The following is a 14,078-nucleotide window of genomic DNA, read 5'->3' as shown; positions in this document are numbered from 1 at the left end:
TATTAAATAGCATCTGTTTTAACAAAAGACACTGAATTTTGAATGGTTAACATTAACCTGTCTAATAAGAAACCTATAATACCTATAACAAACATTGCAACAATAATTTTGGCATTAGAATCATTAGCTCCATTTTGAAATTCCTCCCAAACAAAAGTTCCTAATCCTGGACTTTGTGCTAATAATTCAATAGCAATTAATACCATCCACCCAACAGATATTGTAATTTTTAAACCTGTAAAAATTAAAGGCAATGATGATGGTAGTATTACTTTAAATATTTTCTGAAAAGTTCCAAGCTTTAATACTTTTGCTACGTTGATATAATCTTTATCAACAGAAGACACACCCATAGCTGTATTAACCAATGTTGCCCACATAGAACATAAACCAACACTAATAAATGATATTGTAAATGAACTATCTTCGCTAGAATCTATTAATAAAGTTTTAACAATCATAAAAACTAATAGATACCACACTACAGGAGATACTGGTTTAAATATTTGAATAAACCAATTAAATGAACTTTTTAAAGTAGGGCTTAATCCTATAAAAATACCTAAAGGAACTGCAATTAAAAGTGCTAATAAAAACCCAGCAAAAACTGTTTTTAAACTTCTAATAATTTGATCTACGAAAGATGGCCTACCTGTGTAGGTAATTGCATCTTTTCCTTCCGCTAATCTTTTGGCATTTAAAGCGGCAGTTTTTTCTTTAAATGCCGCTTTATCTGCACTAATTATACTGTGATCTTTTAATAAAGACTTATAAGAGTCCCATACTTGTGCCGGTGAAGGCAAAGAATTAGGCTGACAAGTAGAATCTCCAGAGGCAATACAAGCTGCTTCAGCATCAGCTGCTTCTTGACCTCGCTCCTCCAACGCTTTATTGATTTTAAAATCTGCTTCAATATTGTAAAGTGCCTTAGCACCCATGTGCCATATTCCTAAAAACAGGAGTATTGATGCTATTGGTACAATTACTTTACGTAAGAAATCTTTAAAATCTTCCTTCTCTAATTTACCCGTAAATAACGCTTTTATAGTAGATAAAAATCCTAACCCCATAAACTTTGTTACTTTTCCTAATGTTAAACTTTGCTTCATGACTATTGCTTTTTAGTATAACTTTATTTTCTTCTTAATTCTTAATCTTTGTTTCCAATTTTGAAACTGTTGATGTACCCTATTGGATCTTTGGCATCATAAGTAGTTCCATCAATAAAATCTGCAGTGGCTGGTTTATAACCATCTGTTGTTGGTATATCACCTGCTGGAATATTACCTTCAGCTACTAATAAATCTGCTGCCTTTTTCCATATATCAGGTCTGTATATATCTTTTATTGTTTCAGAATACCATTCTACTGGTTTAGCCTCTGGAATTTGTCCCCATCTTCTCATCTGAGTTAAGAACCAGATACCGTCTGAATAGAATGGATAAGTTGCATTGTATTTGTAGAATACATTGAAATCAGGCATTTCGCGCTTGTCTCCTTTTTCAAACTCAAATGTTCCTGTCATTGAATTTGCTAATACAGCTTCTGGAGCTCCAACATATTGAGACATTGCTAAGATTTTTACAGCTTCAGCTCTATTTGATGGTTCATCTAACCACTTACCAGCTCTAATTAATGCTTTTGTTACAGCAACCGCAGTGTTAGGATATTGCTCAACAAATTTCTTTGTCATCACAAACACTTTTTCTGGGTTATTTTTCCAAATATCATAGTTTGTAGTTACAGGTACACCAATACCTTTAAATACAGCCTGTTGGTTCCATGGTTCTCCTACACAGTAACCATAAATTGTTCCCGCTTCTAATGTTGCTGGCATTTGTGGTGGAGGTGTTACAGATAATAATACTTCAGCATCAATTTGTCCTTGTACATTTTCAGCTGTATACATACCTGGGTGAATTCCAGCAGCTGCTAACCAATATCTAATTTCATAGTTATGAGTTGATACAGGGAATACCATACCCATTTTAAATGCTTTTCCACTATTTTTATACTCATCAATTACTGGCTTTAAAGCTTCTGCTTTTATAGGGTGAACAGGCTTACCATCTGGTCCTTTTGGTACATTTGGTTTCATTTTAGACCAAACATCATTAGAAACAGTAATTCCGTTACCGTTTAAATCCATTGAAAATGGAGTTACTAATTCAGCCTGACGTCCAAAACCTGCACCTGCAGCAATTGGCTGACCTGCTAACATATGAGAACCATCTAATTGTCCATCAATTACACGGTCTAATACATTCTTCCAGTTTGATTGTGCTTCAACAGATACAAATAATCCTTCATCTTCAAAAAATCCCTTTTCTTTAGCAATTGCCAAAGGTGCCATATCTGTTAATTTGATAAAACCAAAAGTTAACTGTGGTTTTTCTATTTCAAGTTGCTTAGTTTTAGAAGTTTCTGCTACTACCTCTTCAACTGCTTCTTTCTTTTTTTCTTTTCCTCCACAAGCAAATAACAAAACTGCTATTGGTAGAATAAAGGTTGCTTTTTTGATTAGTGTTCTCATATTTATTGTTTTAATTAATTCTAAGTATTATTACTTAATTTTTTGACAAATATATAAGTAGAATAAGTTTTAACTCATGAGGAACCCCATAATAAAAACACTTTTTAATCCACAAAAAAACCTGCCGTTTGGCAGGTTTTTGAATCAACCTATTGGTTTTAAATATTTTAACTAAATATTATAAATACTTATTTCTAAATTTTCACTACTTACAATTAAGTACTTACTTAGTTTTTTTCTAATTTTTTTAGCCATTGTTCTTGAGAAAGGGCTATGTACTTTTTATCTGTTCCATATGGATCAGCTCCACCTTCAAAATATTTCTTAACATCCAACAGAGGAATAGTGTCTTTCATCTGCTCAGGCACTTCATAACGATGGTTACCATGAAAATCATGACATTGAATACATGTAGACCATTTTTCTTTAGCAATTAAATCTTCATGCGATATATCCAACGGGTCGTTTTCCACTACCAACTCTTGATGGCAGTTCATACAGTAATCAGCTGATATAAGAGAAACACGTTCCTTATCATTATGTTCTGTATGACATGTAATACAGGTAGTAGCATCAATAGCTTTTATAGCATTTTTAAATCTAGGCTCTGAAAAACGATAAGTGGGGTGTCTATCATTTGCTCTATCATGACATTCCAAACAATTATCAACAGTTACATCATGCGTACCAAAATCAACACCTTCTTCTCTAGCTCCTATCGTATGGGAGATATTTGATTGTATCTGTTGCAATAAATTACCCTTAGCATCAGCATGACATGTAAAACATGACAAGTCTTGATGCCCTGTATTCATTGGACCAATAGAAACATATTCTTCAGTAGATTCTAGAGTTAAAACATAAAAAATAACACTACCTACAACTAGACCAATAATAGATCCAATTACTTGTCTTTTTCTTAATGGGCTTACTTTAAACATCCTAATATTCTTTTAGCTATATTTCTATTACAACTTCTTCTGTTAATGGGTATGTAATACATGTTAAAATTGAACCGCTCTCAACATCTTCATCAGTTAAAAAATGACCATCTGTCATTTTAACCTCACCTTCAACACATTTAGCCTTGCAACTAGAGCACATACCAGATCTGCAAGAATAAGGAATCACAATATTATTAGACATGGCCTGATTTAATATTGTTTTGTCCCCTCTAACCTTAAGCATGTGTTTTTCTCCTTTATATTTTAACATCACATTACTCATTAATTCTTTACCCGATACTTTTACCTCTGGCGCTTTAAAAACTTCTAGCTTTATTTTTTCTCTACCTATACCATTATCTTTTAGAATCTCCTTTATCTTTTCCATATAACCAAAAGGGCCACATATCATATAGGCATGGTCATCATATGCTAAATTATGTTTTGAAAAAATTGTATTCATTAACTCATGAGTTACCAAACCACTATGATAATTATCATTACAATTTTCGCATTTTGAAAGTATATGTTCTACAGCAAACTTTTCCGGGTATGCTTGTTCTAAAGATTTTAATTCGTCATGAAAGATTATAGAATCTAAATTTTGATTAGCATAAACAAGAAGTATTTTAGATGCTTTCTCTTCAGTTAAAACAGATTTAATAATAGAAAACATAGGTGTTACTCCGCTTCCTCCTGCAAATAAAACATATTGCTTTTGAGAGGATTTATTAGGATTTATATGAAAACTACCTGCGGGATTATCAACTTCTAATTTATCTCCTACCTTAATAAAATCGTGTACATAATTTGAGACCAAACCCTTCTCTACACGTTTTATGGTTATCTTTAAGTCTTTATCTGTAAAGGGGTTACTACTAAAAGAATATGCTCTTTTATATACTACACCTTCAATTGGCACTTTTATGGTTAAAAATTGTCCTGGTTTATACTTTAGTTTTTTAAAAAAATTTCCATTTTTAAAAGAAACACTAACTGCATCTTCAGTTTCCTTTATAATATCTTTTATTTCTAACTTCATATTTATTTATAATAAAACACCATTACTACATGAAAAAGCATTAGAATAGTTATAATTAATGATATTGCTACGTGAGAAATCATCCAACCTTTAAAAAGTACATCACTATTATTTTTTATAACATCAAGATTGATATAACCCAATATTGTATTTACAAAAAAGATATAAGACAACAATAACAAATAACCGTAACCCATACCCATGCTATGTATGTAAAAAATCAATGGACATAGGGCACCAATCCATTTATGAATATTTTGCATAACAAGATTATGAACTCTAAGTCTTCTATTTGTTCTTACAAGAGACAGAACCCACTGAAAGCCAATTACCAAAGCTAAAAATAGCCCCGACCATCTTTTATACATTTCTTGTTGTTGCAACTCATACAACCAAGTCCATTCTAACTTTAAAAAAAACTGGATAGAAAAAGCTACAAATAATAAAAGCCCTAAAATTGAAGATTTATTATTACTTAAAACCATATTTTAGTTATAAAAAATTTAAAAGAAATTACAACCCAAACCCATAACAATTTGTTATTAGACAATGAAATGGGCTAGATTGTAATATTAACACTAAACAATAATTAGCTTAGCAACTACTTAGCAGCTACAAGCTGCTTCATAGTTTCATATGAAGCTAATTTTCTTACACTATCTAAGAATACTTCTGCAGTGGGTAAATACTTCCCTTCTGCTGGCCATTTATCCCCTATCTCAGGTTTTTCACTTTCTTTAAATGCATCTATTTCATCTAAATACTCCATATAAATATCTACGGTTCCTTTAGCATAAGAATTTAAAACAGCTACTGTTTCTTTATAAGTTAAAGAGTCTTTAGGATATTGCCATGTTGTTGCCCCCATTACATCTCCAAGTTTCCAATCTGATTTAGCTGTTTGAGGGTGATCATTATGGCATGAAACACAGGCACCTGCACTTGCTAAATCAGCAAACATTGCTGTGTGCAATTTTTGTTCTTCATCATAAAAGAATTGTGGTTCTTGATCTTTCTTTATTTGCTCAAATAAATCTGCTTGTTTTCCTTCAAATTTATTAGCAGCATTAACAGGGAAATCAGAGCCTAAATATAAACCTAATGGTACTGGGCTTTTCCTTATACTTGTTGCTACTCCTCGTAAAAATAATGCTGGAAGAGGCCCTGCTTCAACATCATCTTTTCTCCAATCCTCATCAAACTTCATTCCTTGAGCTTTTCCTTTACCTACTATAGCTTTTGTGTAAAGGGTTCTTGTTACGTCATTTTCTTTAGCCACCATTTCCAAAACTTCTTCTACTGAAAATGCCTTAGCTTCTCCTGCCAATTCCGACTTTTCTTCTGGTACTCCGCCACATGAATTTAAAAGAGTTCCAATTGTTATTAAACCTAATAATTGTAATTTTTGAATGCGTCTCATATTTTCTTTTTTATTTGTTAATTAATTAATTAATTAATAGGAAGCTTTAATCATAACATCAGCCATTGTAGTATAAACACTAGCCCATGCGCCCTTTACCTCTGGTGTGAAATCATCTCCTAGGCCTGCTTCCAAAGTTCCCAATAAGGCCTCTCCAACAGTATTATAATGAAAAGCTTCAACCTTATACTCTACATGCCGTTTTCCCAAATCCTGTAAAATTGGAATTAATGCCTCTAAATTGCTTAATCCTGCAACCGCCGAAGCTAACATTGACATTAACTTGTTTCCTTGAACTTTCATAGCATCTTCGCTATTAGGGAATAATGGTTTTAATTTAGGGTCTAATTCAAAAAGTTTAGAGTAAAATATTTCAGCCGCAGTTGAGGCTATTGGCTTTACCTTTTCAAACGAGTCTTGTACTAGTGTAATTGTTTTTTGCTCCATAATTTAGACTTTAAAATAGTAATACGTATTAACACAAAACTTAAGTATTAATACTTATTTTTATTAAGCAAATCTAATAGGACTCCTTTAATTTTAATATGGAAATAACCACAATAAAACATCTTTTTTCGTCTTGATTTTAACTGTTACTAAACAGGCAAAAAACTGACTTTACTACATGTTTTAAAATGAAAAATGTGAAATTTTATTAGCTATCTAAAAAGAAGTTGTGTTCGCTAATTTCTTTTTTAAGAAGATCAATATTGGTTATACCTATTTTTTTTCCACTGGCAATAATTAGGTTTTCTTTCTTTAATGCAGAAAAAACTCTAATAACTTGTTCTTCTGAAGTTCCAGCATAATCAGCATATTCTTTACGACTTAAAGGTAAATTTAAAAAACCTTTAACACTTCCGAATTTACGGTTTATATATAACAAGGTATCAACCACACGCTCCCTAACAGTCATTTGAGAAATTGACTTTACTTTGTTTTCACTTCTATTAAGTTCATTAGCATAAAAAAGCATCATATCATAAGTAAACTCTGGGTTACTAATTAATACACCCTGCAAAAACTCTTTAGAGAAATAGTATAATTCTATGTCTTGAAGCGCAATAGCTCCTATAGAATAATACTCTTGTGTTCCGAAACCTCTATGCCCAACAATCTCACCTTCTTTGGCAAATCGTACTATTTGCTCACGTCCATTTATTCCAGTTCTAAATACCTTAACTGTTCCGCTCTTAATAAAGAAAAGACCATTTACTGGAGCTCCTTCAATAACAAATTGTTGTCCTTTTTTACATCTCAAAAGAGTATTTCCTTGAGGTGCATCAGAATTAAAAAGGACATCTGCATATTTATGGATCAAACTATTTCCACTCCCATTAATATCACTTTCTCCTTTAGAAGAATTAGCGATTTTAATATTTGAAAACGGAGCTACTTTAAGCATAATTATCTTGATTCAAAACAAATATACGTAATAATACTTAGTTTTAAAGTAAGTGAGTGTATTTTTAGGAAGCTGACAATTTAGTCTCTTCTTTTTTTAGATACTAAAAAAATAGTAATGCCTAAATTGTCAAATGTGCAATATATAAATCCCAACTTCAAATATTAAAGTTTATCGTTATATTTGCATGGATATAACGAAAACACAAATGATTACCATTCAAGAAGCTATTTCGTCTGTAAAAAACAATGCAACAGCTTTATTTAAAGAAACGATTAAAGCTGTTGAAAAGGCCAATGGTTATTATATCTCAAGAGATGTAATTTCCCCTATTAATATGCCTCCATTCAGGCAATCAGCCATGGATGGATATGCCTTGAATTTACATGGTGATTTAAACTATTTATTAATTGATGAGGTTAAGGCTGGAGATGGTCATCAACCAGTTTTAAAAGAAGGCGAAGCCATTAGAATATTTACTGGGGCAGCTGTTCCAGATACAGCCAATGCCGTCATGATGCAAGAAAAAGTCATTGCCAATGACAATGCTATTACTATTGAACATCAAATCAATTTAGAGCAAAATATTCGTCCTTTAGGGGAACAAGTTAAACAAGGTAATATTGCGCTAAAAAAAGGCACAAAACTAACCCCTGCTGGAATAGGATATCTCACTTCCCTCGGAATAACGGAAGTATCGGTTTTCAAAAAACCAACCATTGCTATAGTTACTACAGGTAATGAACTTATAGAACCTGGAAAAGAATTAAAGTATGGACAGATTTATGAAAGTAATTCTAAAATGCTACAAAGTGTATTATATAGTTTGAAATTCTATGATGTTTCTCTTCACAAGGTTGCCGATGATTATGGAAAAACTGTTGATTTGCTCAAATCGGTTATTGAAAACAATGATTTAGTGCTTATCACCGGAGGAATATCGGTTGGAGACTATGACTATGTTGGTAAAGCTCTAAACGAATTACAAGTTGAAGAGGTTTTTTATAAAGTGAAGCAAAAACCCGGAAAACCTTTATTCTTTGGGAAAAAAGTGAATACTTCCATTTTTGCATTACCCGGAAATCCTGCGGCGGCATTAACATGCTTTTATGTTTACGTTTATATCGCCTTGCAGCAAATGATGGATAGAACTGATGTAGAATTACCTAGAGTTCAAGGTAAATCCCTTTCAAATTTCACAAAAAGAGGTGATAGACCTCAATTTTTAAAGGCCGTTTATAATAATGGTGAAGTAGAGCTTTTAGAAGGACAGAACTCATCAATGTTACAGACCTTTGCACTATCAAATGCATTGGTTTTTGTTCCAGCCGATGTTTCTCAGGTCAACATTGGTGATAATATTGAAACCATTTTATTACCTGTTTAAAACGGAAGCTATGGGTTATAAAATTAAAAGCAGAATTTGGATAGAATCAGAAAACAATGTACTTCTGGGTGAAGGTCGTGTACATTTATTAAAGGCTATACATGAAACAGGCTCCTTATCTAAAGCAGCCAAATCACTAAAAATATCCTATAAAAAGGCATGGCAGTTATTGGACTCAGTAAATAAATCTGCCAAAAAACCTGTTACCATAAATAGTATAGGCGGTAAAGGTGGTGGTGGTGCAGAATTGACAGAATATGGTCAATCTTTGATTAACGCTTTTGATGAAATCAACAAAAACTGTTGGGCCTTTTTAGATGACCAATTACAAAAAATTGAATGCTTATAAATGCTGCAAACTGAGAACATATATTATTTTTTACTGATACTTCCTATTGTATCCTTTTTATACTCTAGCGTGGGACACGGAGGTGCAAGTGGGTATTTAGCTTTAATGGCATTGTTTTCGTTTGCTATTGAAACCATGAAACCCACTGCCCTATTGCTTAATTTGTTTGTAGCTGGCATTTCGTTTTATTACTATTATAAAGAAGGATTTTTTAACAGTAAATTATTCTTAACTTTTGCTATAACCTCTGTCCCCTTCTCTTTAATTGGAGGGAGATTTGACATTGACGCTACTTTATATAAAAAAATACTAGCTATTTTATTAATCTTCGCTATTCTTAAAATGCTGAATGTCTTTGGAAAAGAAAATGGCACAATTAAACAAATCAAATTATGGCAAGGTCTTTTAGTTGGAGGACTGATTGGTTTCTTTTCAGGATTAATAGGCATAGGAGGAGGCATCATATTAACTCCCCTAATATTATTATTTCATTGGGGTAAAATGAAAGAAGCTGCTGCTGTTTCAGCCTTGTTTATTTGGGTGAATTCAGCATCTGCGTTGATTGGACAATTCAGTATAGGTGTTAAACTTGAAAAAGAGTCTTTTATACTGGTAGCCATAGCACTTGTTGGTGGTATTTTAGGCGGTTATTATGGTAGTAAAATAATAAATAATCAGAAACTAAGATATATACTAGCTTTTGTTTTAGTAATAGCATGTGCAAAATTGATGTTTACTTAATATGATTAACAAAAAAGATATAACAGGCATTATTCTAGCTGGGGGCAAAAGTTCAAGAATGGGCTCTGATAAAGGTTTTATTAAACTTAAACATAAGAGTTTTGTTGAGTATAGCATCAAAGCATTGAAGTCTTTAGTTAATGATATTTTGATTGTTTCGGATAATGCAGATTATGATTTTTTTGGATACAAAAGGATTGAAGACAAAATAAAAGGAGCTGGTCCTGTAGCTGGTATATACTCAGGATTAAATGCTTCTGAAACCGAAAATAACTTAATTCTAAGCTGCGATATCCCATTAATAAAAACAAGCATCTTAAAGAAGTTGATTGACAATACAGATGATGATTCAGAAATCATACAAATTGAAAGCAATGGAAAAACCATGCCCTTAATTGCGCTGTATAAGAAACAATGCGCACCAAGATTTTTAGAAGCATTACACAATGATGAACGGCGTTTGCGACGAGTTATTAATACCATGAAAACGAAAAACGTGGTACTTACTGCTGAAGAGCAAGACACGACCATGAACGTAAATACAAAAGAAGAACTTAAAACTATTGAAAGTGTATATAACGGTTAAATATTTTGGACAAATAGTTGAAGTAACAAATACCCAGGAGGAGATTATAGAAGTTTCTGGTAGTCAGGTCTCAGATTTATTGGAAGTTCTCAATTCTAAATATGACCAGTTAGACAACAAGGATTTTCAAATAGCACAAAATCAAGAATTAGTATTACCAGAAACTGAATTAACGGGATTAGAAATAGCTTTATTACCGCCATTTGCTGGGGGATAAATAATGAACAGGTATAACAGACATATCATTTTATCAGAAATTGGTCCAGAGGGTCAAGACAAGCTTTCCAAAGCCAAAGTATTGGTTATTGGAGCGGGTGGTTTGGGTTGCCCAATATTGCAATACCTAACTGCTGCTGGGGTTGGTACTATTGGAATTATTGATTTTGATAAAGTTGAACTATCTAATCTACAACGCCAAGTGCTTTTTGGAGCATCCTCTTTAGGTAAAAATAAAGCTCAAGCTGCTAAAACCAGATTGGAAGATTTAAACTCAGATATTGAAATTATAGCTTACCCAGAAGCTCTTACCTATCAAAATGCTCTTGAGTTATTCAATCAGTATGACATTGTTGTGGATGGGTCAGATAATTTTGAAACGCGCTATTTGGTAAATGATGCCTGCATCATCAGTAATAAACCATTGGTCTTTGGAGCTATATATAAATTTGAAGGTCAAGTTTCGGTCTTCAATTATAACAACGGACCGAGTTATAGATGCCTGTTCCCTATCTCACCTCAAAAAGATACGGTTCCAAACTGCTCTGAAATTGGCGTTATGGGAGTGTTACCTGGTATTATTGGAAGTATGCAAGCCAACGAAGTTATCAAGCTTATTTTGGGAATTGGGGATGTATTATCAGGTAAATTGTTATGCTATAATTCCTTATCAAACCAATCAACTACTTTAAGAATTAACAGGAATGATACTGTTATAAACGAGGTATTAATTCAACAATCTACTTTTCGTGATAGAGCACTCAATATTAATTGTGAGACCAACAAACTTGTCTCAATCCAAAACATAATTTACAAAGATAATATTCTGCTTATTGATGTACGTGAAACCCATGAACAACCAAAAGTGGATGAATTGTCTATTGAATCTATTCCTCTCAGTTCAATACAAAACAAACTGGAGCAATTGAATAATGATAAAGAAAAGTACTTTTTCTGTCAATCGGGAACGCGAAGTAAAAGAGCCGTAGCCTATTTAAAGGAACAAGGCATCACAAACTGTTACAGCATTGTGGAAGGTGCTTTAGAAATAAAAAACTATTTAAAAGAACAATTTAAAGAAAAGACCAATGTCAGATAAAAAACCAAAAAACGTATTTAGAGAAGGGGCCATTTCCTCAGATTTTATAGGCAATTCTATATATAAACACCAAACCAAAACTAGTATTGGTGCTCATAACATTTTCCTTGGTCAAGTAAGAGCCGATGAAATTGATGGAAAAATAGTTTCAGCCATTGAATATACAGCATATGAAGATATGGCGAATCAGAAATTCCATGATATCAGAGAGGCCGCTTTTGAAAAATTCGACCTTACCTGTATGCATATTTACCACAGTTTAGGAACCGTAAAAAATGGAGAAATATGCCTGTTTGTTTTCGTGTCTTCACCGCGGCGTAAAGTGGTTTTTAAAGCTCTGGAATATATAGTTGAGGCCATTAAAGCCGATGTTCCTGTTTTTGGTAAAGAAATTTTTGAAGATGAAACTCATCAATGGAAAGTTAATAGTTAGTCATGGTTGATATCACACATAAAAATACAACGTTACGAACCGCTGTGGCACAAGCTATAGTATCCGTAAGTAAACCCGAAACTATAGAAGCCATTAAAAATGATACTGTTCCAAAGGGTAATGTCTTTGCCATGAGTAAGGCCGCTGGGTTATTAGGGGTTAAACGCACTCCTGATATTTTGCCAGATTGTCATCCCTTACCTATCGAATTCACAGGGGTTGAATATGAAATCAACGGACTTGAAATCACCGTATTGTTCACCGTAAAAACCATTTATAAAACAGGGGTTGAAGTAGAAGCTATGCATGGCGCAAGTGTGGTTGCCCTTAATATGTACGACATGCTAAAGCCTATTGATAAAGGCATTGAAATTCATGCCATTAAACTGTTGAATAAAAAAGGAGGTAAATCAGATTTTAAAGATAATTTCAGGAAAGATTTAAAGGTCGCTGTGGTTGTTTGTTCTGATACTATTTCGGCTGGACATAAAGAAGATAAAGCTGGTAAAGCTATTATTGAAAAACTAAAATCCTGCGATGTTTCTATAGCAGAATATGTTATCATTCCGGATGAAACTGATGCTATTCAAAATAAGGTTAAAACCTATCAGGAACAGGGTATTGATATGGTAATTTATACCGGGGGCACAGGGCTTTCAGGTAGAGATGTGACACCAGAAGCTTTAATTCCAATAATAGACCGACGTATTCCAGGAATAGAGGAAGCCATTAGAAACTATGGACAAGACAGAACACCATTTTCTATGTTATCCAGAAGTGTTGCTGGAACAATAGAAAACACTTTAGTATTGGCCTTACCAGGTTCTACAAATGGTGCTAAGGAATCTATGGATGCCATTTTCCCTTCGGTATTACATGTATTTAGAATTTTAAAAGGAGCTAGACACGATTAATGATAAAAACAACCAACATATTACAAGACAAATTTGGTAGAGAACACACCTATCTACGCATTTCTCTTACTGAAAGATGTAATTTAAGGTGTTCTTATTGTATGCCCGAAGAAGGTGTCCAATTATCTCCTAAAAGTCATTTAATGACCTATGAGGAGGTTTATGAGATTGCCAAAACTTTTGTTGATAACGGGGTTACAAAAATAAGATTAACAGGCGGCGAACCCTTTGTTAGAAAAGACATTCCTGTGGTACTTGAAAAATTGGCTTCATTACCTGTTGAGTTATCAATCACCTCAAATGCGGTTATTATAGACAGGTTTATTGATGTGTTAAAAGCCAATGGTATAAAAAAAATCAATGTAAGCTTAGACTCCCTTGATAAAAATAAGTTCACTCATATTACCCGTAGAAATCAATTTGAAAAAGTCTACAACAATATCTTGCTTCTTGTTAAAGAAGGGTTTACTGTTAAAGTAAATGCAGTTTTGATGAAAGAATTCAACGAAGATGAAATCATAGATTTTATTGAACTCACCAAAAATCTACCAGTCTCTATACGCTTTATAGAATTTATGCCTTTTGATGGCAATAAGTGGGATTTGAGTAAAATGGTTTCTTATAAGGAAATCATGGAAAAAGTTAACCAACACTTCCAAGCGGACACGATTGAACGTTTACAAGATGCCCCAAACGATACAGCCAAGAACTATAAAATAAAAGGTTACAAAGGAAGTTTTGCCATCATAAGTTCTGTTACTAATCCCTTTTGCGATTCATGTAACAGATTGCGATTAACAGCCAATGGGCAAATAAAAAATTGTTTATTCTCTTCTTCTGAATCCGATTTATTGACAACCCTAAGAAATGGCGATTCAATAGAACCTGTCATAGCAAATGCCGTTCATGCGAAACACAAAACACGAGGAGGAATGGATACTTTAAAAAAGCTCCAAAAACCCGATCTACATAGCAAAAACCGGAGTATGATTACAATAGGTGGTTAATT

The 14,078-nt window shown here is 33.1% G+C and carries 17 protein-coding genes; 9 read left to right on the top strand and 8 right to left on the bottom strand.

Features of this window, described 5'->3' with window-relative positions; translation table 11 throughout:
- Positions 1 to 2 precede the first annotated feature (2 nt).
- The 8 genes from N1F78_RS12505 to N1F78_RS12470 form a co-directional block, all read right to left on the bottom strand.
- Positions 3 to 1,109: an ABC transporter permease gene (locus N1F78_RS12505; protein ID WP_406683498.1), complete on the bottom strand. Its 1,107-nt coding sequence runs from the start codon at positions 1,107 to 1,109 to the stop codon at positions 3 to 5.
- 41 nt (positions 1,110 to 1,150) lie between these two features.
- Positions 1,151 to 2,533 carry a CmpA/NrtA family ABC transporter substrate-binding protein gene (locus N1F78_RS12500; protein WP_406683497.1) on the bottom strand — a complete coding sequence of 461 codons (1,383 nt, stop codon included), beginning with the start codon at positions 2,531 to 2,533 and terminating at the stop codon, positions 1,151 to 1,153.
- Positions 2,534 to 2,760: 227 nt separating this feature from the next.
- Complete coding sequence (locus tag N1F78_RS12495; protein ID WP_406683496.1) at positions 2,761 to 3,474, bottom strand: cytochrome c3 family protein; 714 nt, start codon at positions 3,472 to 3,474, stop codon at positions 2,761 to 2,763.
- A 16-nt stretch (positions 3,475 to 3,490) separates the two neighbouring features.
- Positions 3,491 to 4,519, bottom strand: a complete 1,029-nt coding sequence (locus N1F78_RS12490) for a 2Fe-2S iron-sulfur cluster-binding protein (protein WP_406683495.1) — start codon at positions 4,517 to 4,519, stop codon at positions 3,491 to 3,493.
- A 2-nt stretch (positions 4,520 to 4,521) separates the two neighbouring features.
- Positions 4,522 to 5,004, bottom strand: coding sequence for a hypothetical protein (locus N1F78_RS12485; protein ID WP_406683494.1), 483 nt, complete (start codon positions 5,002 to 5,004; stop codon positions 4,522 to 4,524).
- Positions 5,005 to 5,120: 116 nt separating this feature from the next.
- Positions 5,121 to 5,939, bottom strand: a complete 819-nt coding sequence (locus N1F78_RS12480) for a DUF3365 domain-containing protein (protein WP_406683493.1) — start codon at positions 5,937 to 5,939, stop codon at positions 5,121 to 5,123.
- 33 nt (positions 5,940 to 5,972) lie between these two features.
- Positions 5,973 to 6,386 carry a globin family protein gene (locus N1F78_RS12475; protein WP_406683492.1) on the bottom strand — a complete coding sequence of 138 codons (414 nt, stop codon included), beginning with the start codon at positions 6,384 to 6,386 and terminating at the stop codon, positions 5,973 to 5,975.
- 208 nt (positions 6,387 to 6,594) lie between these two features.
- Entirely contained in the window at positions 6,595 to 7,344 is a 750-nt protein-coding gene (locus N1F78_RS12470; RefSeq protein ID WP_406683491.1) for a Crp/Fnr family transcriptional regulator, read from the bottom strand.
- 208 nt (positions 7,345 to 7,552) lie between these two features.
- Between N1F78_RS12470 and N1F78_RS12465 the strand changes: the two genes are divergently transcribed.
- Genes N1F78_RS12465 through moaA form a run of 9 tightly spaced genes read left to right on the top strand, consistent with a single transcriptional unit; the run spans position 7,553 to position 14,076 of the window.
- Positions 7,553 to 8,731, top strand: coding sequence for a molybdopterin molybdotransferase MoeA (locus N1F78_RS12465; protein ID WP_406683490.1), 1,179 nt, complete (start codon positions 7,553 to 7,555; stop codon positions 8,729 to 8,731).
- Positions 8,732 to 8,741: 10 nt separating this feature from the next.
- On the top strand, positions 8,742 to 9,080 hold the full coding sequence (locus N1F78_RS12460; RefSeq protein ID WP_406683489.1) for a winged helix-turn-helix domain-containing protein: 339 nt from the start codon (positions 8,742 to 8,744) through the stop codon (positions 9,078 to 9,080).
- Complete coding sequence (locus N1F78_RS12455) at positions 9,081 to 9,821, top strand: sulfite exporter TauE/SafE family protein (RefSeq protein ID WP_406683488.1); 741 nt, start codon at positions 9,081 to 9,083, stop codon at positions 9,819 to 9,821.
- A 1-nt stretch (position 9,822) separates the two neighbouring features.
- Positions 9,823 to 10,407 (top strand): molybdenum cofactor guanylyltransferase, encoded by a 585-nt coding sequence (locus tag N1F78_RS12450; protein ID WP_406683487.1) that lies wholly within the window; start codon positions 9,823 to 9,825, stop codon positions 10,405 to 10,407.
- The gene (locus tag N1F78_RS12445) at positions 10,391 to 10,624 is read left to right on the top strand and encodes a MoaD/ThiS family protein (RefSeq protein WP_406683486.1); all 234 of its coding nucleotides are present in this window, start codon (positions 10,391 to 10,393) and stop codon (positions 10,622 to 10,624) included. Before N1F78_RS12450 ends, N1F78_RS12445 begins: the two co-directional genes overlap by 17 nt.
- Positions 10,625 to 10,627: 3 nt before the next feature.
- A complete protein-coding gene (gene moeB / locus N1F78_RS12440) occupies positions 10,628 to 11,722 on the top strand; it encodes a molybdopterin-synthase adenylyltransferase MoeB (protein WP_406683485.1) in 1,095 nt (364 codons plus the stop codon).
- A complete protein-coding gene (locus N1F78_RS12435) occupies positions 11,712 to 12,155 on the top strand; it encodes a molybdenum cofactor biosynthesis protein MoaE (protein WP_406683484.1) in 444 nt (147 codons plus the stop codon). The genes moeB and N1F78_RS12435 overlap by 11 nt, the downstream gene beginning before the upstream one ends.
- 2 nt (positions 12,156 to 12,157) lie before the next feature.
- A complete protein-coding gene (gene moaCB, locus N1F78_RS12430; RefSeq protein ID WP_406683483.1) occupies positions 12,158 to 13,069 on the top strand; it encodes a bifunctional molybdenum cofactor biosynthesis protein MoaC/MoaB in 912 nt (303 codons plus the stop codon).
- A complete protein-coding gene (gene moaA / locus N1F78_RS12425) occupies positions 13,069 to 14,076 on the top strand; it encodes a GTP 3',8-cyclase MoaA (protein WP_406683482.1) in 1,008 nt (335 codons plus the stop codon). Before moaCB ends, moaA begins: the two co-directional genes overlap by 1 nt.
- The last annotated feature ends 2 nt before the right edge of the window (positions 14,077 to 14,078 follow it).

The sequence above is a fragment of the Seonamhaeicola sp. MEBiC01930 genome (assembly GCF_045277075.1).
Lineage (GTDB): Bacteria > Bacteroidota > Bacteroidia > Flavobacteriales > Flavobacteriaceae > Seonamhaeicola.
Note: the sequence above shows the minus strand (reverse complement) of the source record. Positions and strands in the feature narration are given on the sequence as shown.

Coding starts and splice junctions, on each gene's coding strand:
- N1F78_RS12475 (WP_406683492.1), bottom strand. CDS start 6,386: ATGGAGCAAAAAACAATTACACTAGTACAAGACTCGTTTGAAAAGGTA.
- moaA (WP_406683482.1), top strand. CDS start 13,069: ATGATAAAAACAACCAACATATTACAAGACAAATTTGGTAGAGAACAC.
- N1F78_RS12460 (WP_406683489.1), top strand. CDS start 8,742: ATGGGTTATAAAATTAAAAGCAGAATTTGGATAGAATCAGAAAACAAT.
- N1F78_RS12490 (WP_406683495.1), bottom strand. CDS start 4,519: ATGAAGTTAGAAATAAAAGATATTATAAAGGAAACTGAAGATGCAGTT.
- N1F78_RS12465 (WP_406683490.1), top strand. CDS start 7,553: ATGATTACCATTCAAGAAGCTATTTCGTCTGTAAAAAACAATGCAACA.
- moaCB (WP_406683483.1), top strand. CDS start 12,158: ATGGTTGATATCACACATAAAAATACAACGTTACGAACCGCTGTGGCA.
- N1F78_RS12500 (WP_406683497.1), bottom strand. CDS start 2,533: ATGAGAACACTAATCAAAAAAGCAACCTTTATTCTACCAATAGCAGTT.
- N1F78_RS12485 (WP_406683494.1), bottom strand. CDS start 5,004: ATGGTTTTAAGTAATAATAAATCTTCAATTTTAGGGCTTTTATTATTT.
- N1F78_RS12505 (WP_406683498.1), bottom strand. CDS start 1,109: ATGAAGCAAAGTTTAACATTAGGAAAAGTAACAAAGTTTATGGGGTTA.
- N1F78_RS12455 (WP_406683488.1), top strand. CDS start 9,081: ATGCTGCAAACTGAGAACATATATTATTTTTTACTGATACTTCCTATT.
- N1F78_RS12470 (WP_406683491.1), bottom strand. CDS start 7,344: ATGCTTAAAGTAGCTCCGTTTTCAAATATTAAAATCGCTAATTCTTCT.
- N1F78_RS12480 (WP_406683493.1), bottom strand. CDS start 5,939: ATGAGACGCATTCAAAAATTACAATTATTAGGTTTAATAACAATTGGA.
- N1F78_RS12450 (WP_406683487.1), top strand. CDS start 9,823: ATGATTAACAAAAAAGATATAACAGGCATTATTCTAGCTGGGGGCAAA.
- N1F78_RS12435 (WP_406683484.1), top strand. CDS start 11,712: ATGTCAGATAAAAAACCAAAAAACGTATTTAGAGAAGGGGCCATTTCC.
- moeB (WP_406683485.1), top strand. CDS start 10,628: ATGAACAGGTATAACAGACATATCATTTTATCAGAAATTGGTCCAGAG.
- N1F78_RS12495 (WP_406683496.1), bottom strand. CDS start 3,474: ATGTTTAAAGTAAGCCCATTAAGAAAAAGACAAGTAATTGGATCTATT.